The sequence below is a fragment of the Streptomyces sp. NPDC057543 genome (assembly GCF_042801895.1).
GTDB lineage: Bacteria > Actinomycetota > Actinomycetes > Streptomycetales > Streptomycetaceae > Streptomyces.
In genome coordinates this window covers 23,535-46,068 of record NZ_JBHVFF010000005.1, presented here as the reverse complement: position 1 = coordinate 46,068, position 22,534 = coordinate 23,535, and the positions used below count along the sequence as shown (strand labels likewise).

Here is a 22,534-nt window from a genome sequence, read left to right as displayed (position 1 = left end):
CTTGTCCACAGAATCACCAATTACTCTGTGGATAACTTGAGTTGGCTGTGGATCAAACCTGTGGACGAAAATTGCTACAGCGAATAAAATTACTGTAGTGAATCGGGGTGAAATCCGGATGCGCGTGAGCGACCGCCGCGGGCACTCTGACGGAATGGACGAAAGACGCACCGTCAAGGTGTCCAAGTACCTCTCCAAACACCTGCGGCACCAGCCGGAGCGGATCGGCATCTCGCTCGACACCAACGGCTGGGTGCCGATCGGCGAACTGCTGCGCGCCACGGCCCGCAACAACTTCCCGATCACCCGGAGCGAGCTCTACCATGTAGTCGCCGTCAACGACAAACAGCGCTTCGCCGTCGAGAACGACCGTATTCGCGCCAGCCAGGGCCACACTGTCCCGGCGGACCTCGCTCTCCCGCCGGCCGAGCCGCCCGCGTACCTCTACCACGGCACGGTGGGCAGCACGCTGGACGCGATCCGCAGGGAGGGGCTGCGGCCCATGAACCGCACGCATGTCCACCTCTCGCCCGACCGTGAGACCGCGACCAGGGTCGGAGCCCGGCGCGGCCGCCCCGTGGTCCTGTCCGTGGACGCGGGCGCCCTGCACCGCGCGGGCCACACCTTCTACGTCAGCGCCAACGGAGTCTGGCTCACCGCTGCCGTGCCGCCTGCGTTCCTGAGCTCCCGCGACTGATCCGACGACCGGCAGGCCGAGGGCTTGTGCGCTTCCCCGGAGGCGGGATACACCCGTTCTCGGACCCGTATGGTCGTAGACATGCGTCTGAGCACTGTCATTCTGCCGATCCACCGCTGGAGCGAGGGCCAAAAGCTCTGGCAGCGTGCCGAGGATCTGGGGTTCCACTCCGCCTACACCTACGACCACCTGGCCTGGCGGACCTTCCGCGACGGGCCGTGGTTCGGTGCGGTACCGACCCTCACCGCCGCGGCCGCCGCCACCCAGCGGCTGCGCCTGGGCACCCTCGTCACCTCCCCCAACTTCCGGCATCCCGTCACGCTGGCCAAGGACCTCATCACGCTGGACGACGTCTCCCGCGGACGCATCACCCTCGGCATCGGCGCCGGCGGCAACGGATTCGACGCCACGACGCTGCGCCGGAGCGACGAGGAGGCGTGGACGCCGCGCGAACGGGCCGATCACTTCGACGAGTTCGTACCGCTGCTCGACCAGTTGCTGCGCGAGCCCTCTGTGACGTACGAAGGCCGGTTCTACGCTGCGAACGAGGCCCGGAACATCCCCGGCTGTGTGCAGCGGCCACGGCTGCCCTTCGCGGTGGCCGCCACCGGGCCGCGCGGGATGAAGCTCGCCGCGCGGTACGGCCAGGCCTGGGTCACCACGGGCGACCCGAAGCTCTACGAAGCGGGCACCCCCGAGCAGTCCGTGGAGGCCATGCGCGGGCAGCTCACCAAGCTGGGTGCGGCCTGCGAGTCCAGCGGCCGAAATGTCGCAGAGCTGGACAAGATCCTTCTCACCGGTTTCACGCCGGACCGTCCGCTGCAGTCCTTCGACGCCTTCGTGGATTTCGCGGGCACCCACTTCGCACTGGGCTTCACGGAGATGGTCATTCACTGGCCGGTCCCCGACTCCGACTTCGCCGCGGACGAGAAGATCTTCGAGCGCATCGCCACCGAGGGCCTGTCCCAGCTCGGCCGCTGACCGGACAGCCGGACCAGCACGAGCGGGCTCGGGCGGCCCGGGCACACCAGCCCGCGGACCCGGTACGGACCAGCTCGGGCCGACTCGCACCGAGCATGGCCGGCTCGCACCGGACCCGGCTCGCACCAAACCCATTGGCATATGCGTCAGGCATGTTCACCGGTCAGGGGCGCGCATCCTCATCTGCGCGCCCCTCTGCACTCCCGTGCACCGTCGTACGCGAGAATGGGCGTGTGACCTCAGCTACCGACTCGCCTTCGCCTGCCGCTCCCCGGCTGATCGCCACCGACCTGGACGGCACCCTGCTGCGCGACGACAAGACCGTCTCGGACCGTACGATCGCCGCGCTCGCCGCCGCCGAGGAGGCCGGGATCGAGGTCTTCTTCGTCACCGGACGCCCGGCGCGCTGGATGGATGTCGTCAGTGACCATGTCCACGGCCACGGCCTGGCGATCTGCGCGAACGGCGCCGCTGTCGCCGATCTGCACGCGGACGGCAAGCTGGTCAAGGTCCGCCCGCTGGCACGCCATATCGCCCTCGACGTCGTGCACACTCTGCGCGCCGCCGCCCCCGGCACCTCCTTCGCCGTCGAGCTGACCACCGGCATCCACTACGAGCCGGCCTACCCGCCCTTCCACCTGGACCCGGGTGCCACCGTCGCCGTCGCCGAGAAGCTGCTCCACGAGGAGACACCGGGCGCCGGCGCCCCCGTACTGAAGCTCCTCGCCCACCACGCCGAACTGGCTCCGGACGACTTCCTCGCCCTGGCCCGTACGGCAGCCGGCGACCGGGCCTCCTTCACCCGGTCCAGCCCCACGGCCCTGCTGGAAGTCAGCGGCCCGGGGGTCTCCAAGGCCAGCACCCTGGCGCTCTGCTGCGCCGAGCGCGGGATCTCGCCCGCCGAGGTCGTCGCCTTCGGCGACATGCCCAACGACGTGGAGATGCTCAGCTGGGCGGGCACGTCGTACGCGATGGGCAACGCCCACCCGGCCGCGCTCGCCGCCGCGTCCGGCCGGACCGCCAGCAACGGCGACGACGGCGTCGCGGTCGTCATCGAACGCATCCTCGCCGAGCGCCGGGCGCCCGACGTCCCGCACTGAAACGCACCGCTCCCGACACTCCACGCCGACACGCACCGCTGAAACCCACGCCCCGACGCCCCTGCGGGGCCGGGCACCTGAGCTCCCGGCGACCTCAGATCGGCGCCTCCCACACCACCGTCGTGCCACGCCCGTCCTCCCCGATGCCGGGCCCGAACCAGCTCGCGCCACCGAGCGCTTCCGCCCGGCGCGCCAGGTTCCGCAGGCCGCTGCGCCGGCCGCCCTCCGGGATGCCCACCCCGTCGTCGGCGACCGACAGCCGCACCGCATCCCTCCCGTCGGGCAGTACGACGGTCGCGTCGACGACCACATCGATCGACGAGGCCTCCGCGTGCCGGAAGGCATTGGAGAGCGCCTCCCGCAGCGCCGCGATCAGGTTCTTGCCGGTCAGCTCGCCGACCAGCGAGTCGACCGGGCCGAGAAAGCGATGCGAGGGTTTGAACCCCAGCGGCACCGCCGCCATGTTGATCTCGCGCAGCACGCGGGTGCGCAAACCGGATGGCGCCTCGGCCGGTTCCTGCTGCAGCGCGAAGATCGCGGTACGGATCTCCTGAATGGTCACATCCAGTTCGTCGACCGCGCGGCCGACGCCCGTCTGCACCTCGGGCACGACCGACCGGCGCTGGGCACTCTCCAGCATCATTCCGGTGGCGAACAGCCGCTGGATGACCAGGTCGTGCAGATCGCGGGCGATACGGTCACGGTCCTCGTACACCGCGAGCCGCTCCCGGTCCCGCTGCGCCTCGGCCATCATCAACGCGAGCGCGGCCTGCGAGGCGAACTGGGTGGCGAGGGTCCGCTCCGTCTCCGTGAACGGCCGGTCGCCCCGGGCGCGAGGGGTGGCGAGCGCGCCCAGCACCCGTCCACCGCTGTGCAGGGGCAGCAGCATGCTCGGGCCGAAGTGCTGGGCCAGCCTGGTGATCATGCGGGGATCGGCGGCCGAGTCGTCGATGAAGACCGCTTCGCCACTCAGCAGCCTCGCCACCACCGGGCTCTCCGGCCCGATGATCACCCCCAATGGGGCGCAGGAGTCGTCCGCGGAGACGGCGACGATCTCCAAGCCGCCTCCCTCGGCCGGCAGCAGCACGATCCCGGCGGCGGACGCGGCGAGATGGCGGGCCTGTTCGGCGACGACGGAGAGCGCGTCATCGGCGTCACCGCCGGAGAGCAGGGCGGTGGTCACCGCCACCGACCCGTCGATCCACCGCTCACGCTGGCGTGCCGCCTCGTACAGCCGGGCGTTGCCAATGGCGATCCCGGCCTCCGTGGCAAGCACCCGCAGCATATGCAGGTCGTAGTCGTTGAACTCGCCTCCGTCGTTCTTCTCCGCGAGATAGAGATTTCCGAAGATCTCCCCCTGCACCCGGATCGGGACGCCGAGGAAAGTGCGCATCGGGGGATGGCCGGGCGGGAAGCCGGCGAACCGGGGATCGGTCGTCAGATCGGCGAGCCGCACCGGGACAGGGTCGTGAATCAGCGCGCCGAGCAGTCCGCGGTGCCCGTCGGGGCGGCGGCCGATCTCGTGCGCCACCTCGTCCGGCACTCCGTAGGTGACGAAATCGGAGAGCCCCTCGCCCTCCTCGTCGACGACGCCGATGGCGGCGTAGCGGGAGTGGGCGAGTTCGGCCGCCGTCTCGCAGATCCGGTCGAGGGTGGAGTGCAGTTCGAGGCCCGTGCCGACGGAACGCATGGCTTCCAACAGCTGCGGTACCCGGGCGGTGAGTTCGGTCGACAGGCCCTGCAGGCTGCGGGTCGCCCGGGTCGCGGCTTCGAGTGAGTCCTTCGGGTCCTGCTCTGGCATACCCCGAGACTAGTTAGTCACTATTAGTGAGGAAAGTCAGCTTTCATACCGCGCCGCTCACACCCGCACGCCGACGGCCCCCTCGAACTCCTGCGCGATCCCGCTCACACCCGCACGCCGACGGCTTCCCCGAACCCCTGCGCGATCCCGCTCACACCCGCACGCCCATCGCCTTCTCAGCCACCCCTTCGGTCTCCCGCTCGCGCTCCAGCATCCGGCGCAACGGGCCTTCCTCGGCGGCGAGATCGTCGTACGGGCCCCGCTGCACGACCCGGCCGGCCTCCAGCACCACCACCTCGTCGACGGCTTCGAGTCCTTGCAGGCGGTGGGTGATCAGCACCGTCGTACGCCCCCGGGTGGCGGCCAACAGGTCCGCGGTCAGGGCGTCCGCGGTCGCCAGGTCGAGGTGTTCCGCGGGCTCGTCCAGAACGAGCACCGGGAAGTCGGCGAGGATCGCGCGGGCCAGGGCGAGGCGCTGGCGCTGGCCGCCGGAGAGACGTGCGCCGTGTTCGCCGACGAGGGTGTCGAGCCCGTCGGGCAGCGCCTCGGCCCAGTCGAGCAGTCGTGCCCTGTCGAGGGCGGCCCGCAGTTCCTCGTCCGTCGCGCCGGTACGGGCCAGCCGCAGGTTCTCCCGGATGGAACTGTCGAAGATGTGGGCGTCCTGGGCACACAGCCCGACGAACCCCCGGACCGTGTCCCCCTCCAGCGCGCAGGCATCGACGCCGCCGATCCGGTACGTCCCCTCCCGTGCGTCCAGGAAGCGGAGCAGGACCTGCGCGAGGGTCGTCTTCCCGGAGCCGGAAGGCCCGACCACCGCGATGCGCCGACCGGCCGTCAGGCGCAGGTCGACGGATTCCAGGGCGTCCCGTTCCGCTCCCGCATACCGGGCGGACAGCCCCCGTACCTCCAGCGGGAAAGGCGATCCGGGTGTCCCGGCCGGGCTGTCCGGTTCGCGCACGGGCAGCGGGGCGTCCAGCACTTCGTACACCCGTTCCGCGCTGCGCTTGACCCGCTGCCGGTACTGCACGGCGAGCGGCAGACCGGTCACGGCCTCGAAAGCGGCCAGCGGTGTGAGCACCACCACCGCGAGCTCCACACCCGCGAGCCGCCCGTCGCGCACGGCGGGAAGGGCGACGAGTGCGGTGGCGACGACGGTGAGACCGCCGATCAGGGCGATGAGGCCGCCGCCGAGCGCGGTGGCGGCCGCCGCGCGGGCGGCGATGCGGGTCAGGACGCCGTCGGCCTCCCGGGCCCGCGCCTTGCGGGCGGGCAGGGCGCCCGTGACGGTCAGTTCGGCGGTCCCGCCGAGCAGATCGGTGATCCGGGTGGCCAGATCGGCGCGTGCGGGGGCCAGTTGGCGTTCCGCGTGGCGGGAGCAGGCGCCGCTGACCAGGGGCACCCCCACTCCGGCGAGCAGCAGACCGGCGGCCAGCACGACGCCCGCCGTCGGCAGCAGCCAGCCGACGAACCCGGCGGTCGCCGCTCCCACGACGACGGCGGTCCCGGCGGGGAGCAGCCAGCGCAGCCAGTAGTCCTGCAAGGCGTCGACATCGGCGACGAGCCGGGAGAGCAGGTCCCCGCGCCGGGTCCGGCGCAGGCCGGCCGGCGCGATGCGTTCCAGCCCGCGGTAGACCGCGACGCGCAGCTCGGCAAGCATCTTGAGCACCGCGTCGTGCGACACGAGGCGCTCGGCGTAGCGGAAGACGGCCCGTCCGAGGCCAAAGGCGCGGGTCGCGGTCACGGCAACCATCAGATAGAGCACCGGAGGCTGCTCGGAGGCTCGGGAGATCAGCCAGCCGGAGACGGCCATGAGCCCGACGGCCGAGCCCACGGCGAGGCTTCCCAGCAGCAGCGCGAGTGCCAGCTGTCCGCGCTGCGCCCCGGCGGCCTCCCGGGCCCGGGCGAGGACCTGTCCGGGGCGGGCCGCGGTGTCCCGCAGTGCCTCGGGCTCCGGCACCGCGGCACTTCCTGCGGCGGGTGCGTGCGTAGAACGTGGCACCGTGACGGACTCCTCGGGCTTCTCCGGCCGGAGTGTCACTCCAGGTTCCAGTCTCACCACCCGGTCGGCCAGCGGAAGCAGCGCCGGGCGGTGCACGACCAGCAGCACGGTCCGCCCCTGCGCCAGTCTCCGTACCGCCTCGACGATCCCCGCTTCCGTCTCGCCGTCCAGGCTCGCGGTCGGCTCGTCGAGCAGCAGCAGCGGGCGGTCGGCGAGGAAGGCGCGCGCGAGTGCGAGCCGCTGACGCTGACCGGCGGAGAGTCCCGCACCGTCCTCGCCGAGAAGCGTCTGTGCACCGTCCGGCAGTTCCGCCACGAAGTCGTAAGCCCCGGCGTCCCGCAGCGCCGCCATCACCGCGGCGTCGTCCGCGTCCGGCCGGGCCAGCCTTACGTTCTCCGTGATCGTGCCCGCGAAGAGGTACGGGCGCTGCGGGACCCAGGCGATCCGTTCCCGCCAGCGTTCCGGAGCCAGGGTCGCCAGATCGACGCCGCCGACCCGCACCCGCCCCTCGTCGGGTGCCGTGAAGCCCAGCACCACATCGAGAAGGGTGGACTTCCCGACGCCGCTCGGGCCGACCAGGGCAACGGTCTCCCCCTCGTCCACCACCAGCGAGGCATGGTCCAACGAAGGCTCGCCGCGGCCCTCGTGCCGTACGGTCACGTCCTCCAGCTCCAGCCGCAGCGACTCCGGGACGTCCGCCGTGCCACCTCGCCGGGGCTCGGTCTCCAGGACCGAGAAGATCTCCTCCGCGGCCGAGAGCCCCTCAGCGGCCGCGTGGTACTGCGCTCCGACCTGGCGGATCGGCAGATAGGCCTCGGGGGCCAGGATCAGCACCACCAGACCGGTGTAGAGGTCGAGTTCGCCGTGCACGAGCCTCATGCCGATGGTGACGGCGACGAGGGCCACCGACAGGGTCGCCAGGAGCTCCAGGGCGAAGGACGACAGGAACGCGATCCGCAGGGTCCGCAGCGTGGCCCGCCGGTACTGCGAGGTGATGGCGCGGATGGATTCGGCCTGCGCCTTGGCACGGCCGAACACCTTCAGCGTCGGCAGCCCGGCGACCACGTCGAGGAAGTGCCCGGAGAGCCGGGACAGCAGCCGCCACTGGCGGTCCATCCGCGACTGGGTGGCCCAGCCGATGAGGATCATGAAGAGCGGGATGAGTGGCAGCGTGACCACGATGATCGCTGCCGAGACCCAGTCCTCGGTGACGATCCTGGCAAGCACGGCCACCGGCACGACCACCGCGAGTCCGAGCTGTGGCAGATAGCGTGCGAAGTAGTCGTCGAGCGCGTCGACGCCCCGGGTGGCGAGCGTCACCAGGGAGCCGGTGCGCCGGTCGCTCAGCAGGCCGGGCCCGAGCTCCGCGGCCCGCTCCAGCAGCCGGCCGCGGAGTTCGGACTTGACCGCCGCGCTGGCCCGGTACGCGGCCAGTTCGGTCAGCCAGGAGACCAGCGCCCGGCCGAGCGTCACCGCCGCGAGCAGGATCAGCGGGGTCCGCAGTCCGGAGACGGTCAGCCCGTCCTCGAACCCTCCGACCACCACGTCGGCGACGAGCATGGCCTGGGCGATGACCAGCGCCGCCCCGACGACTCCGAGCGCCACCACGGCTGCCAGGAAGTGGCGCGTGGCGCGCGCGTAGCGGAGCAGGCGCGGGTCGATCGGTTTCACGTGAAACAACCCCTAGCGAACTCGGTGGGTCGGCCGGGGCCTGACAGGCCCCGGATGCGGGCCCGGCGGTTCAAGGCCGGACAGGTCCGGGATGCCTGCCCGGCGGATCAGAACCGGACAGGCCCCGGGTGCGTTCAGTGCGCTTCGGCGATGTGCTGCGTGCCGATGCGCTTGCGGAACACCCAGTACGTCCACCCCTGGTAGAGCAGGACGACGGGGGTGGCGATCCCCGCACACCAGGTCATGATCTTCAGCGTGTACGGAGTGGACGAAGCATTGGTGACCGTGAGGCTCCAGGCGTCGTTCAGCGAGGACGGCATGACGTTCGGGAAGAGCGCCAGGAAGAGCATGGCGACCGCAGCCGCGACGGTCACGCCGGAGAACGCGAACGCCCAGCCCTCGCGTCCCACCGCGGTCACTCCGATCGCGGCGATCAGGGCCACGGCGGCGATGATCAGCGCCAGCAGGCTCCAGCCGTCGCCGTTGTCGATCTGGGTCCAGATCAGGAAGCCGAGCGCGAGCACCGCGGTGACCGGTCCCAGCTTCAGCGCCAGCTTGCGCGCCCGCTCCCGGATGTCCCCGACCGTCTTGAGTCCTGCGAACACGGCACCGTGGAAGGTGAACAGGGTGAGCGTGACCAGTCCGCCGAGGATGGCGTACGGGTTGAGCAGATCCCAGAAGTTACCCACGTACTCCATGTCGGCACCGATCTTGACGCCGCGCACGATGTTCCCGAAGGCCACGCCCCAGAGCAGCGCCGGGATCAGCGAGGTCCAGAAGATCGCGTGCTCCCAGTTGGCCTGCCACCTCTCCTCGGGCCGCTTCGCGCGGTACTCGAAGGCGACACCCCGCACGATCAGACAGAGCAGGATGATCAGCAGCGGCAGGTAGAAGCCGGAGAACAGGGTGGCGTACCACTCGGGAAAGGCTGCGAAGGTCGCACCGCCCGCGCTGAGCAGCCACACCTCGTTTCCGTCCCAGACCGGCCCGATCGTATTGATCAGAACGCGCCGCTCCTTGCGGTCCCGGGCCAGCAGCTTGGTGAGGACACCGATTCCGAAGTCGAACCCCTCCAGGAAGAAGTAGCCGGTCCAGAGGACGGCGATGAGCACGAACCAGACGTCGTGGAGTTCCATCTCTCAGCTCCTCTGCTCTCAGTAGGAGAAGGCCATCGGCCGGTCGGCGTCTTCGTGGTCGTCGCCGCCGATCCTTGTGGGCGGGTTGAGGTCGGCCTCCGTAAGCTCCGGCGGTCCGGCCTTGATGTACTTCACGAGCAGCTTGACCTCGACCACCGCCAGCGCGGCGTAGAGCAGGGTGAAGCCGATCATCGAGGTGAGCACCTCGCCCTGCGAGACGCCGGGGGAGACCGCGTCGCGGGTCTGGAACACTCCGTAGACGACCCACGGCTGACGGCCCATCTCGGTGAAGATCCAGCCCCAGGAGTTGGCGATCAGCGGGAAGAGCAGCGTCCAGAGCGCGACGATCCAGTAGCACTTGGTGAGCTTGGGGCTGAGGGCCTTGTTCTTGAAGAGGACCAGATGGGGCACTTCGTCCTCGCTGGTCCGCATCCCCGGCGGCAGCATGAACTTCTTCCGCGTCAGCCACAGTCCGAGGAGGCCGAGAGCGAAGGACGCCATCCCGAAGCCGATCATCCATCGGAAGCTCCAGAAGGCGACCGGGATGTTGGGCCGGTAGTCGCCGGGACCGAACTTCTCCTGCTCGGCCTTGTTGATGTCGTTGATGCCAGGGACGTGCGAGGTGAAGCTGTCGTCCGCGAGGAAGGACAGTATCCCCGGGATGGAGATCTCCACGGTGTTGTGGCCCTTGGCCACGTCGCCGACCGCGAAGATCGAGAAGGGCGCCGCGTCCTGACCCTCCCAGAGCGCCTCGGCGGCGGCCATCTTCATCGGCTGCTGCTTGAACATGACCTTGCCCAGCTGGTCACCGCTGATGGCGGTGAGGAGCCCGGCGATCACCACGGTGACCAGACCGAGCCGCAGCGAGGTGCGCATCACCGGGATGTGCTTCTTGCGCGCCAGATGGAAGGCGGCGATACCGACCATGAACGCGCCTCCGACCAGGAAGGCGGCGGTGATGGTGTGGAAGAACTGGGCGAGCGCGGTGTTCTGGGTGAGCACATGCCAGAAGTCGGTCAGCTCGGCCCGGCCACGTTCCTTGTTGATCCGGTAACCCACCGGGTGCTGCATCCAGGAGTTGGCCGCCAGGATGAAGTACGCGGACAGGATGGTCCCGATGGAGACCATCCAGATGCAGGCGAGATGGATCTTCTTCGGGAGCTTGTCCCAGCCGAAGATCCACAGCCCGATGAAGGTGGACTCGAAGAAGAAGGCGATCAGTGCCTCGAACGCGAGCGGGGCACCGAAGATGTCACCGACGAACCGCGAGTAGTCGGACCAGTTCATACCGAACTGAAACTCCTGGACGATGCCGGTGACGACGCCCATGGCGATGTTGATGAGGAAGAGCTTCCCCCAGAACTTCGTGGCTCTGAGGTACTTCTCGTTGTTCGTCCGAACCCAGGCGGTCTGCAGGCCGGCGGTGAGCGCGGCGAGAGAGATCGTGAGGGGGACGAACAGGAAGTGGTAGACGGTGGTGATACCGAACTGCCATCGCGCCAGGGTTTCCGGCGCCAGAGCTAGCTCCACGTCGTCTTCTCCTTACGTCGCCGTAGTCGCACCGGCAGTTTGCCCTTTAAATCCGACTAATCAGGGGATGAAACAGGCAGGCTTGTGAACGCGTTCACATTCACAAGCAATTATGGCGCACGGACTTTCGGGACGTTCGGGCGGGGTACCCCTCTTAGGATGTTCCGATCAATCACCCCGAAGCAGACACCTCGGAACACCCCGGCCCGGGCACCTCCCGGCTCCGAACGCGAAGGCCCCGTACCTCGCCGAGCGAGATACGGGGCCCTGGGCCTTCCGGTGCACACAAGCGGCCTGCGCCGCTCTACAGCTCCCTGCGGTACGACTCCGCGACCTTCAGGAACAGGTCGTTCGCCTCGTCCTCCCCGATCGAGACCCGCACCCCCTCGCCCGCGAACGGCCTGATCATCACACCCGCCCGCTCGCACACCGCCGCGAAGTCGGCGGTACGGTCCCCGAGCCGCAGCCAGACGAAGTTCGCCTGGGACCGGGGAACGGTCCATCCCTGGTCCGCCAGCGTCCGCTGCACCCGGTCCCGCTCGCACACCAAGGAGCCGACCCGCCCCAGGAGTTCGTCCTCGGCACGCAGCGAGGCGACCGCCGCGTCCTGTGCCAGCTGGCTGACCCCGAAGGGCACCGCCGTCTTGCGCAGCGCGGCCGCCACCGGCTCGTGGGCCACGGCGAAACCGACCCGCAGACCCGCCAGGCCGTACGCCTTGGAGAACGTCCGCAGCACCGCCACGTTGGGCCGGTCCCGGTAGATCTCGATGCCGTCCGGCACCTCGGCATCGCGGATGAACTCCCGGTACGCCTCGTCGAGCACCACCAGGACATCGCCCGGCACCCGGTCCAGGAACCGCTCCAGCTCGGCCCGGCGCACCACGGTGCCGGTCGGGTTGTTGGGATTGCAGACGAAGATCATCCGGGTGCGGTCCGTGATCGCGTCCGCCATCGCGTCGAGGTCGTGCACGTCACCCTCGGTCAGCGGGACCTTCACCGAGGTCGCACCGCTGACCTGCGTGATGATCGGGTACGCCTCGAAGGAACGCCAGGCGTAGATGACCTCGTCCCCCGGACCCGAGGTGGCCTGGAGCAGCTGCTGCGCCACACCGACCGAGCCGGTTCCGGTGGCGAGGTGCGAAACGGGCACACCGAAACGGTCGGCCAGCTCGTTCATCAGACCGGTGCAGGCCATGTCCGGGTAGCGGTTGAAGTTCGCGGCCGCGGCCAGGGCGGTCTCCATCACCCCCGGCAGCGGGGGATAGGGGTTCTCATTGGAGGACAGCTTGAACGCAACCGGTCCACCGGCAGCAGCCGGCTTGCCCGGCACATAGGCGGGGACGCCGTCCAGCTCGGCGCGCAGCTTGGGGCTCGTCTCGCTCACCGCAGGTCCTCCTAGACCGTCTGTACACATCAATACTGCTCACCTTATGAGGATTGGGCCCCGCTGCGAATGGCCGGAGCGTCCCGAAAGCCCCGCGCGGCCGGGACCGGAGCTTCCTCTCGTCCCGCGCGGCCGGGGACGGGGGGGAGCGCTTCCCTCTCTGACGCGCGCCGGTGGCTCACTCCGTGGCGCGCGTCCCCCGAAGAGGTGAGATGAGACCTCTTCGAGACATCGACCATTTAGTAGGCCCATCGGGGACGATGCTTGACACACTACGGCCGAGATCGCCAATCCCCTTGTTTTTCAAGGCATTTGATGTGCAACGATCATGCAGAAACGTGCCTGTCAACGAGTGAATATGCGGCCGGGCCAACCTCACTTCCGAGCCCTACTATCGGCTCGCCATGACAGCAGCAGGGAAGCACCAGGTGAGCCGGACGCAGACACCCCGCCGCGGCGGCCGGCAAGGACGAGCGGGAATCCGGGACGTAGCCGCCGCCGCCGGGGTCTCCATCACGACCGTCTCCGACGCGCTCAACGGCAAGGGCAGGCTCCCGGACGCCACCCGCCGCCATGTCCGCGAGGTCGCAGAGCGCCTGGGCTACCGCCCTTCCGCCGCGGCCCGAACCCTCCGTACCGGCAAGTCCGGCCTCATCGGCCTGACCGTGACGACCTATGGGGACGAACCCTTCACCTTCACGGAGTTCGCCTATTTCGCCGAGATGGCCAGAGCGGCCACCTCCGCCGCGCTCGCCCGCGGCTACGCCCTCGTCATCCTGCCCGCCACCTCACGCCACGACGTCTGGTCGAACGTCGCTCTCGACGGCACCGTCGTGATCGACCCCTCCGACCAGGACCCGGTCGTCACGGAACTCGTACGCCAGGGGCTGCCCGTCGTCTCGGACGGCCGGCCGGCCGGCACCCTCCCGGTCACCGCCTGGGTCGACAACGACCACCGGGCCGCCGTGCTCGCCCTCCTCGACCATCTCGCCGCCGCCGGAGCCCGCCGCATCGGCCTGCTCACCGGCACCACCACCGACACGTACACCCGTCTCTCCACCACCGCGTACCTCCACTGGTGCGAGCGCGTGGGCCAGGACCCGGTGTACGAGTCCTACCCCGCCCACGACCCGTGCGCGGGCGCGGTCGCCGCCGACCGGCTGCTCGCCCGCCCGGACCGGCCCGACGCCGTCTACGGGCTCTTCGACCCCAACGGCACCGATCTGCTGGCCGCCGCCCGCCGATACGGTCTGCGCGTCCCCGAGGACCTGCTGCTGGTCTGCTGCAGCGAGTCCACCGTGTACGCGACGACCGAGCCTCCCATCACCACCCTCTCGCTCAAACCGCGCAGAATCGGCACGGCGGTCGTCCAGCTCCTGATCGACGCCATCGAAGGCGTGGAACACGACGGGCCGGTGGAGCGGGTCGTACCGACGGAGCTCATCGTCCGGACGTCCTCGCAACGCCGTCCACCCCGCACCACGGTCAGTGCGCCCCGCTCCCCCGCCGGGGATTGATCAGGCGATTTCGGACCAATCGGTCGGTGAACCTGGCGTGCGCCCGGATTCACCACCCCTGGTGCGTCACAGAGCACGATTCGCATTCCTATGATGGGCGCACGACACCGCGGACCGCCCCGACCAGCAGGGCCCGTCAGGTGTACGGCGGCGCGACGGTGGTGGAGGGGTCGATGACACAGGGGGCCGGTCAGGAACCCGTGGTGCGGACTGCGACGTTGCGTGACTTCCGCGTACCGCCCTATGCGCAGACCCCGGTGCCGCCTTCACGGCCGCACCCGGGCAACGTCGTTCCGGGAGACGAGCTGCCCGAGGGGTACACCCCCACCGCACGCGACCTTCCGGTGATCAACCGCGGCGACACCGTCCAGGTGCGGGCCGTCCCCGACCCGCGGCCCGCCCCGGAGCCGAGGCTCGGGCCGCTGTACGTCGTCGGCGACGTCCACGGCTACCTGGACGAGCTCCACGCCGCCCTCGCCGAGCAGGGCCTCATCAACGCCGGGGGCAACTGGTCCGCGGGCAATGCCCGGCTCTGGTTCCTGGGCGACTTCACCGACCGGGGACCCGACGGCATCGGCGTCATCGACCTGGTGATGCGCCTCTCCGCCGAGGCCGCGGCCGCGGGCGGCTACTGCAAGGCCCTGATGGGCAATCACGAACTGCTGCTCATCGGCGCCAAGCGGTTCGGCGACACCCCGGTCAACTCCGGCGCCGGCACCGCCACCTTCCAAGCCGCCTGGCTGCTCAACGGCGGCCAGAAGAACGACATGGAGCGGCTCCAGGACGTCCACCTCCAGTGGATGTCCCGGCTCGACGCGATCGTCGAGGAGGACGGGCATCTGCTGACCCACTCCGACACGACGGCATACCTCGACTACGGCAGCACCATCGAGGACGTCAACGACACCGTGCACGCCATTCTCACGCGTAACGACGCCGATGAGTGCTGGGACCTCTTCCGAAAGCTCACGAAGCGGTTCGCCTTCCGCGACGAGTCGGGGCCGCAGGCCGTGCGGGAGCTGCTGTCGGCCTACGGCGGACAGCGCATCGTCCATGGTCACAGCCCCATTCCATACCTCCTCGGCGAGGTCGGCTCGGAGGACGGAGAGGACGGTTCCGGTCCCGTGGTCGACGGCCCGCATGTGTACGCGGACGGACTCGCCATCGCCATGGACGGCGGAGTGACCATGGCCGGAAAGCTACTGGTCGTCCAACTGCCCCTGCATGACTGACGTCCAGCCGGGAAGACGCTCCACGACCTGACCACGCCGACCACCGGGCCTATTTGCGGAAACCCCCTGTCACCCCGTGCCGTGGGCGCTCTACCATCGGCGTATCAGTAGCAGGCTCTCCTCCGTTTACGCCCAACTGTCCGGTCCGAGCGGGCATTCAGGCCCAACGGAGCATCGGGGGATGCACATGAACAGCGCTCCGCACCTGCTGGCCGAGGACCGCCCCGAGTACGAGCGGATCCTCGACGACGCACTGCGCCACGCCCATGAACGACCGGATCTGGCCGCGGTCGGCGAGCGGCTCAACGCCGTGCAGTTGCGCACCATGGCGCTGGACGCCACGGCGCTGATCACCGCGACGGCCGCCACCGAGTACGAGCACTACGTGAAGGCCCGCGAAGAGCTGCGAGGACCGGACGAAGGAACGGACGAGGACACCGGTCCCGGGTCCGGCATGAACCGTCAGAGCCAGTCGGGCGCCGGCATAGGAGCCGTCGTCACGGTTCTGGCCCCCCTGCTCGCCGGCACCGCCGCGTTCATATTCCTGTTGGCCGGCTATCTGCTGAAACTGCTCAGCCCGCCGCCGTCCTTCGCCTCCACCATGGTCGCCGCGGGCTGGTTCTTCGCGGCGGTCATGGCCGCCGCCATCCTGGCCGCCGCTGTAGGACTGCTCGTCACCGCACTGCGCAACGGATCGACATCGCAGCCCGCCGAGGATCCCGGGAGCGAGCTTCCGGAAGAGGTGGCGCGCGCCAGGGAGGCATGGCGCCACGCCCTGCTGGAGCGCGGCATCCTGCCGTTCCTCAGGGACGCGCTCGCCGATCCCGCGGCCGGCCCCGCGGCACGCACCCCGCACCGCTCGGAACACCGCATCCCGAAGATCGGCTACAGCCGGCCGGACTTCACCAGCCCCGATGACGGCCCGGCGGCGGGCCCCCGCCCGACCTTCACCAGCCCGGACTTCACCAGCCCCGACTTCGGCGGCCCGGAGCATGAACCGGACTGACCGGTCCGGGGACACGTACCCCGCCGGGAACACCGGTACGGCCAATGGGCCGCGCGCCGGGACCGACGTGGATCAGCGGCCCCATGCCTTCGTCAGCGCGTCGGGTGCGTCCGTGCGGTAGCCGCGACCGCAGTGCTGCGGAGCAACACTTTTCGCCCTCGCCAACACGGCTTCCGGTCGGCCTCGTTCGTCTCCGTCGCGCTGTCGCTCATGCGCGGAACCCACGGACACGCAAGCGCCCCGATCACCCGCTTTTCGGCAGCGATTGCCCGGAACCTGCCATGCGCACACGGAGAGCAGCGGCTGAGTGGCGAAGACCCGGCGACGGTCCTCGCCACTCGGCCACCCGTCGGACGGATCAGTCCGCGATCGGCAGATAGACCCGGTTGCCGGCCGCTGCGAACTCCTTGGACTTCTCCGCCATGCCCGCCTCGATCTCCGCCTGCGAACCGCCGTGTGCACGACGGATGTCCTGGGAGATCTTCATCGAACAGAACTTCGGCCCGCACATCGAGCAGAAGTGCGCCGTCTTCGCCGGTTCGGCGGGCAGCGTCTCGTCGTGGAACTCCCGCGCCGTGACCGGGTCGAGAGCCAGATTGAACTGGTCCTCCCAGCGGAATTCGAAGCGGGCGTCGGAGAGCGCGTCGTCCCAGTCCTGCGCCCCCGGGTGCCCCTTGGCGAGGTCCGCCGCATGGGCCGCGATCTTGTACGTGATGACGCCGGTTTTCACATCGTCGCGGTCGGGCAGGCCGAGGTGCTCCTTGGGCGTGACGTAACAGAGCATCGCCGTGCCCCACCACGCGATCATCGCAGCGCCGATGCCCGAGGTGATGTGGTCGTACGCCGGAGCGACATCGGTGGTCAGCGGGCCGAGCGTGTAGAACGGCGCCTCCTCGCAGATCTCCTGCTGAAGGTCGATGTTCTCCTTGATCTTGTGCATCGGGACATGGCCCGGGCCCTCGATCATGGTCTGGACGCCGTGCCGCTTGGCGATCGTGTTCAGTTCGCCGAGCGTGCGCAGTTCGGCGAACTGGGCCTCGTCGTTGGCGTCGGCGATCGAGCCGGGGCGCAGGCCGTCGCCCAGCGAGTACGTCACGTCGTACGTGGCGAGGATCTCGCAGAGCTCCTCGAAGTGCTCGTACAGGAAGGACTCCTTGTGGTGCGCGAGGCACCACGCCGCCATGATCGAACCGCCGCGGGAGACGATGCCGGTCTTGCGTCGGGCAGTCAGCGGGACGTACGGCAGCCGCACGCCTGCGTGGACCGTCATGTAGTCGACGCCCTGCTCGGCCTGCTCGATGACGGTGTCCTTGTAGATCTCCCAGGTCAGCTCCTCGGCCCGGCCGTCGACCTTTTCGAGTGCCTGGTAGAGGGGAACGGTGCCGATCGGCACCGGGGAGTTGCGCAGGACCCACTCACGGGTGGTGTGAATGTTGCGGCCGGTGGAAAGGTCCATGACCGTGTCGGCGCCCCAGCGCGTCGCCCATGTCATCTTCTCCACCTCCTCCTCGATGGAGGACGTCACCGCGGAGTTGCCGATGTTGGCATTGACCTTCACCAGGAACCGCTTCCCGATGATCATCGGTTCGATCTCGGGGTGGTTGACGTTGGCCGGCAGTACGGCCCGGCCCGCGGCGATCTCCTCGCGCACCACCTCCGGCTCGACGTTCTCCCGGATCGCCACGTACTCCATCTCCGGGGTGATCTCACCCCGGCGGGCATACGCGAGCTGGGTCACCGGCCGCCCGTCCCGGCTGCGGCGGGGCAGCCGGGGCCGGCCGGGGAAGACCGCGTCGAGGTTGCGCAGCCCTTCCCCAAGCTCTCGACTTCGCTCGAGCAGGGGAGACCCCATTCGCGGCGAGGTGTGCTTGAGCCCGTCGTCCTCGGGGCGCGCGGGGCGGCCCGGGTACTCCTCGGTGTCGCCGCGCGCGATGATCCAGTTCTCCCGCAGCGGTGCGAGCCCGCGACGGACATCGGTCTCGGTGATGGGATCCGTGTACGGCCCCGACGTGTCGTACAGCGTCACGTCCTTGCCGTTGGTGAGGTGCACCTGACGGACCGGCACCCGGAGGTCCGGGCGTGAGCCCTGGACGTATCCCTTGTGCCAGCCGATGGACTTCCCGGCCTCGTCGCTCTGGTTCGAGGCAGGCGTGCGTGCGTCCGCTGTGGTCATGAGACCTACTCCCTACGCCGGCATTACCCGGTAACAGGTTCGGCGGTCGGCGCAGCCTGTCCCGTACGGATGTACGGGTATCAGCGCCCTCTCAGCCCGGTGCTCCGAGCTCCCGCGTGTGCAAAGGTTCCTCCACGCTAGCGCCCTGTCCGGCGTAATGAACAGAGGGCCCCTCTCCTCTTGCGATGATCGGCCGGTGACGTCCCCCCAAATCGACTCCGAACCGCGAGGCCATCAGCACGGCCACTCGCACAGCCACGGCCCCGCCGCGCCCGTATCGAAGCATCTGCGCAAGGTCATCGCGGCCGTGCTCATCCCGTTCGCCACCGCGGTCGTCGTCGGCCTGGTGATGCTCTGGCCGGGCGGTGCGCCCCCGCACGATCGGACCGGTGTCGGTTTCGACCGGCAGACCCAGCAGGCGAAGGTGGTGAAGATCGACAAAGTGGACTGCAAGGACGTGAACGCCGCCCAGATGCCCGTCAGCGGCGAGACAACCCCGCCGTCGGGGAGCGGGCCGGGGCTGTGCGAGAAGGCCACCGTCGAGGTGACGACCGGCCATGACAAGGGCCGGACCTTCGTCGAGATCGTCCAGCCCGACGCACCACGTCAGTTGCGCCAGGGTCAGGGCGTGGTCGTGGCGTACGCGCCCGACGCGCCCCACGACCTGCAGTACTCGGTGACGGATGTGAACCGGAAGTTCCCGATGGCGCTGCTGGCCGGGATCTTCGCCCTGGTCGTGGTCGCGGTGGGCAGGATGCGCGGGGTGATGGCACTGGTCGCGCTCGCCGTGTCGTTCGCCGTACTGACCCTGTTCATCCTCCCGGCCATCCTCCAGGGCTCGAATCCCCTGCTCGTCGCGGTGATCGGGGCCAGTGCGATCATGCTGATCGCGCTCTACATGTGCCACGGCCCGACCGCCCGCACCTCGGTCGCGGTGATCGGCACACTGATATCGCTCCTGCTGATCGGGCTGCTCGGATCGCTCTTCATCGGCTGGGCGAGCCTGACCGGCAACACCGACGACAGCACCGGCCTCATCCACGGCCTGTACCCGCACATCGACATGAGCGGCCTACTGCTGGCCGGTGTCATCATCGGTTCGCTCGGGGTCCTCGACGATGTGACGGTCACCCAGACGTCGGCGGTCTGGGAGTTGCACCAGGCGAACCCGACGATGGGTGCGCGGGGGCTCTACAGGGCAGGGATCAGGATCGGGCGCGACCACATCGCCTCGGTCGTCAATACGCTGGTGCTCGCCTACGCGGGCGCGGCACTGCCGCTGCTGCTGCTGTTCTCGATCGCCCGGAGCAGCGTAGGGACGGTGGCCAACAGCGAGCTGGTGGCGGAGGAAATCGTACGAACGCTGGTCGGCTCGATCGGACTGGTCGCCTCGGTGCCGGTGACGACTGTGCTCGCCGCGCTGGTCGTCTCCGCGGACCGCACAGGGCTCGGCGCGGAAGCCGGAGCTTCAGCACCCGTACGGACCGGGAGAGGCCGCCGTCGCAGGGCGAAGCCTTGAAGCCCCCACTACGGAGAGCGATTCACCCATTCGGCAGGTGTCGCGTTCGACCGGCGGGCCGGTCTGCGACCCCGTGCTCTTCAGCCGGCGTTCTGTTCCTCGGCGAGGATCCGGCCCAGGGCATCTTCCAGATTGCCCTCGAAGTCACCCAGCGTGCACTCCTGCCCGAGCGGCACGAGTTTGTCCGTCCGATCGAGAAAAGCCACAAGCGGCGCGGTACCGGCCCGGAAGAGGGCGCGATCCTCGCCCACCTGAAGCCGGATATGTACATCGGAAAGCCCCTCGGGCTCCGTGGGTCCGATGTGCACATCGCCGTCGCCACTGGGGCTGTTGAGGCCGTCGAGCAGCAGCTCACGGCCGAATGCCCAGGTGACGGGGGCGTCGCCGGGCAGATGGAAGGTCATCCGGATCGCATACGGATCACACACTTCGTACCGGAGCTCCACCGGGATCCGGAATGAGAGCTCCTCGGAGACGAGGAAGCTCATCATGACCTCAGCTTGAACCGACTCGCGCATCGTTCAACCCCGCAGTAGATGAATCTGGCCAGGAATGATCCCCCATGGCCCTATTGACGCCATCGTGGTGCACGCGATAGCAGATCACAAGGAGTGATTTTTCAGATACTGATAGAGAACACGAACGAACGCAAGAGGTTGGTCACTTCGCCACGTAGTTGTTCGACTGCGGGGAGCAACCGGTCTTCCTGCTCCAGGGGTACCGAAATGGCCATCGCGGCGGCGGTGAATCCGGCAGTGATCGGGATGGCCGCGCAGACCGTCCCCAAGGCGTACTCCTGTCGTTCGATGACAGGTTCCATTCGTTCCAGCGACCGCAGCCTCTCAAGGAGAGTCACCCGGTCCCTCACCGAGTAGCGGGTCAACGGCCGTACCGGATGCCGGTCCAGATGGTCCTCGCGGGCCTTCTCGTCGAGCCGGCTCAGCAGACACTGACCGATCGCATGGGCGTGACCGGTCTCCCGGAAGGACGCCCAATCGTCCACCGCGGGGGTGGCCGGGGTAGAGGCGACGGCGACGAGTTCGATCTCGCCCTCGCGATAGACGGCGCAGTACACCGGGGCGCCGATGGTGTCGCGCCAGCGGCTCAGCAACTCCGTCATTCTGCTGCGACGATTCCGCAGGGAATTTTCACCGACCAGGCGTTCAGCAGCGGTTCCGAAGAGGAACACACCATTCTCCCTGCGCAAATAGCCCTCATGGGCCAGGGTGCGCAGCAGATGGTAGGCAGTGGGAAGGGGAAGGCCCGCTTCCCTGGCCAACTGCTTCGCGGGTGCCCCGTCCCGATGGGCACCCACGGCTTCCAGCAGCCTCAGCGCTCGCTGAACCGAACCGATCAAAGTCGGGACAGCAGTGCTCGATGCCGTGGTCAACGGTCACCCCCAGGCATGGTGACGGGCGGTCAGCCCGCTTGTGGGGGCCGCCCCCACAGACCGCCGCATGACTGGGGTCCGGAGACCGAACGCCGTACAAACCACTGGTCAGGGTGGTGACGGACAGTTAATTCCCAGGTGACGGCGGCGGACTGCCACCATATCGGCCGCATCCGCGAGGGAGGTCGTTTCGTCTTCTGCTTAGCTGAGCTGGGCTAATCTCCCCGGCCGTCTTCCGATCGTCCTACCAGTCGCCGCGCGAGGAGGACGACGACATGAACTTGCGTACGACGAAGACGAGTCCGCCGACCAGGATCACGAAGACGAGAACCTTGAAGAGCAGACCGATCACGAAACCGACCACGCTGGCGATCAGGCCGCCGAACACGACGATCGCGATGACCGGCACCGCGATCCACTTCACCCACCAGGGCATCCCCGCGAATATCTCCCGCACGGCCATCGTCCTTGCCTCGTCTCTGTGAGTTCCTGTTCCGCTGCTCCGATACTTCGATGCTAGACGCGCGGAGGGGGTCGGCGGGGGCACGCAGCCCTTGAAGTCCCCTGATCGACCCCCTAGGGATCCCTGATACCGGAGCCCGGTCCTCCGGGGGCGCGGATCAGCTCTCCGGTGGCGAGAAGACCACCATGACCCGCAGATCCTCGGTGATGTGGTGGAACTTGTGGGCCACCCCGGCCGGGACGTACACCACGCTCCCTCTTCCCACCTGGGTGGTTTCCATGCCGACCGTGATCGAGGCGCGGCCGCTGACGATGAAGTAGACCTCGTCCTCCTTGTGCGGCTGCTGCGGGTCGAGGTCGCCGGCGTCCAGTGCGTACAGGCCGACGGACATGTTCCGTTCCTTCACGAACTGCAGATACGCGCCGTCGTTCGCGGCCCGTTCCGCCTCCAGCTCGTCCAGTCTGAATGCCTTCATGGCCTGTCCGCCCCTTGCCTCTGTCCCGCCGGTGTCCGCCACCGATCCTGTCTGCCACGATCAGACACATGAAGAATTTCGTAGTCAAGACGATCGCCAACGCGGGTGCGCTGGCCGTGGCCATCTGGCTGCTCCCGGACATCACGCTGAGCGGCGGCAGCACCGGGCGCAAGATACTCACGCTGATCGTGGTCGCCCTGCTCTTCGGCCTGGTGAACTTCGTGGTCAAGCCGATCGTGAAACTGCTCACCCTGCCGCTCTTCATCCTCACGCTGGGTCTGATCACCCTGGTGATCAACGCGCTCATGCTGCTGCTGACCTCCTGGCTGGCCGGGCAGTTCAACCTGAGTTTCCACGTCCACGGCTTCTGGACCGCCGTACTCGGCGGCCTGATCATCTCGATCGTTTCGTGGGCGCTGAACGTGGTCCTGCCCGACGAGGACTGACCGGACACCTCTTG

Annotated in this window: 18 protein-coding genes and 1 riboswitch; of the genes, 8 read left to right on the top strand and 10 right to left on the bottom strand. The window is 68.8% G+C overall.

The window, feature by feature from the left end:
- Nucleotides 1–154 precede the first annotated feature (154 nt).
- From ACFU8Q_RS02000 to ACFU8Q_RS01990, 3 genes are all read left to right on the top strand, one after another.
- Nucleotides 155–697, top strand: a complete 543-nt coding sequence (locus tag ACFU8Q_RS02000; protein WP_384446746.1) for an RNA 2'-phosphotransferase — start codon at nucleotides 155–157, stop codon at nucleotides 695–697.
- A gap of 69 nt (nucleotides 698–766) precedes the next feature.
- On the top strand, nucleotides 767–1,678 hold the full coding sequence (locus ACFU8Q_RS01995) for an LLM class flavin-dependent oxidoreductase (protein WP_384446744.1): 912 nt from the start codon (nucleotides 767–769) through the stop codon (nucleotides 1,676–1,678).
- 233 nt (nucleotides 1,679–1,911) lie between these two features.
- Nucleotides 1,912–2,778, top strand: a complete 867-nt coding sequence (locus ACFU8Q_RS01990; protein WP_384446742.1) for a Cof-type HAD-IIB family hydrolase — start codon at nucleotides 1,912–1,914, stop codon at nucleotides 2,776–2,778.
- 94 nt (nucleotides 2,779–2,872) lie between these two features.
- On the opposite strand, the gene ACFU8Q_RS01985 is transcribed toward ACFU8Q_RS01990, so the two are convergent.
- From ACFU8Q_RS01985 to hisC, 5 genes are all read right to left on the bottom strand, one after another.
- The gene (locus ACFU8Q_RS01985; protein ID WP_384446740.1) at nucleotides 2,873–4,579 is read right to left on the bottom strand and encodes a GAF domain-containing sensor histidine kinase; all 1,707 of its coding nucleotides are present in this window, start codon (nucleotides 4,577–4,579) and stop codon (nucleotides 2,873–2,875) included.
- 151 nt (nucleotides 4,580–4,730) lie between these two features.
- Nucleotides 4,731–8,249: a thiol reductant ABC exporter subunit CydD gene (gene cydD, locus ACFU8Q_RS01980; RefSeq protein WP_384446738.1), complete on the bottom strand. Its 3,519-nt coding sequence runs from the start codon at nucleotides 8,247–8,249 to the stop codon at nucleotides 4,731–4,733.
- A gap of 134 nt (nucleotides 8,250–8,383) precedes the next feature.
- The gene (gene cydB, locus ACFU8Q_RS01975; protein ID WP_384446736.1) at nucleotides 8,384–9,385 is read right to left on the bottom strand and encodes a cytochrome d ubiquinol oxidase subunit II; all 1,002 of its coding nucleotides are present in this window, start codon (nucleotides 9,383–9,385) and stop codon (nucleotides 8,384–8,386) included.
- 18 nt (nucleotides 9,386–9,403) lie between these two features.
- On the bottom strand, nucleotides 9,404–10,915 hold the full coding sequence (locus tag ACFU8Q_RS01970) for a cytochrome ubiquinol oxidase subunit I (protein ID WP_384446734.1): 1,512 nt from the start codon (nucleotides 10,913–10,915) through the stop codon (nucleotides 9,404–9,406).
- A 304-nt stretch (nucleotides 10,916–11,219) separates the two neighbouring features.
- Entirely contained in the window at nucleotides 11,220–12,299 is a 1,080-nt protein-coding gene (hisC, locus tag ACFU8Q_RS01965; protein WP_384446732.1) for a histidinol-phosphate transaminase, read from the bottom strand.
- A 404-nt stretch (nucleotides 12,300–12,703) separates the two neighbouring features.
- Here hisC and ACFU8Q_RS01960 point away from each other — a divergent pair, with 404 nt between their 5' ends.
- The 3 genes from ACFU8Q_RS01960 (at nucleotide 12,704) to ACFU8Q_RS01950 (ending at nucleotide 16,054) form a co-directional block, all read left to right on the top strand.
- Nucleotides 12,704–13,816 (top strand): LacI family DNA-binding transcriptional regulator, encoded by a 1,113-nt coding sequence (locus tag ACFU8Q_RS01960; RefSeq protein ID WP_384446730.1) that lies wholly within the window; start codon nucleotides 12,704–12,706, stop codon nucleotides 13,814–13,816.
- A 173-nt stretch (nucleotides 13,817–13,989) separates the two neighbouring features.
- The gene (locus tag ACFU8Q_RS01955) at nucleotides 13,990–15,048 is read left to right on the top strand and encodes a metallophosphoesterase (RefSeq protein ID WP_384446728.1); all 1,059 of its coding nucleotides are present in this window, start codon (nucleotides 13,990–13,992) and stop codon (nucleotides 15,046–15,048) included.
- Nucleotides 15,049–15,229: 181 nt separating this feature from the next.
- Entirely contained in the window at nucleotides 15,230–16,054 is an 825-nt protein-coding gene (locus ACFU8Q_RS01950) for a hypothetical protein (RefSeq protein WP_384446727.1), read from the top strand.
- A 358-nt stretch (nucleotides 16,055–16,412) separates the two neighbouring features.
- Here the strand turns inward: ACFU8Q_RS01950 and thiC are convergent, their stop codons facing one another.
- Nucleotides 16,413–18,227 carry a phosphomethylpyrimidine synthase ThiC gene (gene thiC / locus ACFU8Q_RS01945; protein ID WP_384446725.1) on the bottom strand — a complete coding sequence of 605 codons (1,815 nt, stop codon included), beginning with the start codon at nucleotides 18,225–18,227 and terminating at the stop codon, nucleotides 16,413–16,415.
- A riboswitch (TPP riboswitch) is annotated at nucleotides 18,220–18,353 on the bottom strand. (Overlaps the previous gene by 8 nt.)
- A gap of 70 nt (nucleotides 18,354–18,423) precedes the next feature.
- Here thiC and ACFU8Q_RS01940 point away from each other — a divergent pair.
- The gene (locus ACFU8Q_RS01940; RefSeq protein ID WP_384446723.1) at nucleotides 18,424–19,746 is read left to right on the top strand and encodes a YibE/F family protein; all 1,323 of its coding nucleotides are present in this window, start codon (nucleotides 18,424–18,426) and stop codon (nucleotides 19,744–19,746) included.
- An 80-nt stretch (nucleotides 19,747–19,826) separates the two neighbouring features.
- On the opposite strand, the gene ACFU8Q_RS01935 is transcribed toward ACFU8Q_RS01940, so the two are convergent.
- The 4 genes from ACFU8Q_RS01935 to ACFU8Q_RS01920 all read right to left on the bottom strand — a co-directional run bounded on the left by ACFU8Q_RS01935 (nucleotide 19,827) and on the right by ACFU8Q_RS01920 (nucleotide 22,074).
- A complete protein-coding gene (locus ACFU8Q_RS01935) occupies nucleotides 19,827–20,264 on the bottom strand; it encodes an SsgA family sporulation/cell division regulator (RefSeq protein ID WP_072488197.1) in 438 nt (145 codons plus the stop codon).
- Between the two features lie 101 nt (nucleotides 20,265–20,365).
- A complete protein-coding gene (locus ACFU8Q_RS01930) occupies nucleotides 20,366–21,136 on the bottom strand; it encodes an IclR family transcriptional regulator (RefSeq protein ID WP_384446721.1) in 771 nt (256 codons plus the stop codon).
- 244 nt (nucleotides 21,137–21,380) lie between these two features.
- Nucleotides 21,381–21,593 (bottom strand): DUF5326 family protein, encoded by a 213-nt coding sequence (locus ACFU8Q_RS01925; protein ID WP_114249160.1) that lies wholly within the window; start codon nucleotides 21,591–21,593, stop codon nucleotides 21,381–21,383.
- 163 nt (nucleotides 21,594–21,756) lie between these two features.
- Complete coding sequence (locus ACFU8Q_RS01920) at nucleotides 21,757–22,074, bottom strand: cupin domain-containing protein (protein WP_266747350.1); 318 nt, start codon at nucleotides 22,072–22,074, stop codon at nucleotides 21,757–21,759.
- 68 nt (nucleotides 22,075–22,142) lie between these two features.
- Between ACFU8Q_RS01920 and ACFU8Q_RS01915 the strand changes: the two genes are divergently transcribed.
- Nucleotides 22,143–22,520 (top strand): phage holin family protein, encoded by a 378-nt coding sequence (locus ACFU8Q_RS01915; protein WP_384446719.1) that lies wholly within the window; start codon nucleotides 22,143–22,145, stop codon nucleotides 22,518–22,520.
- The last annotated feature ends 14 nt before the right edge of the window (nucleotides 22,521–22,534 follow it).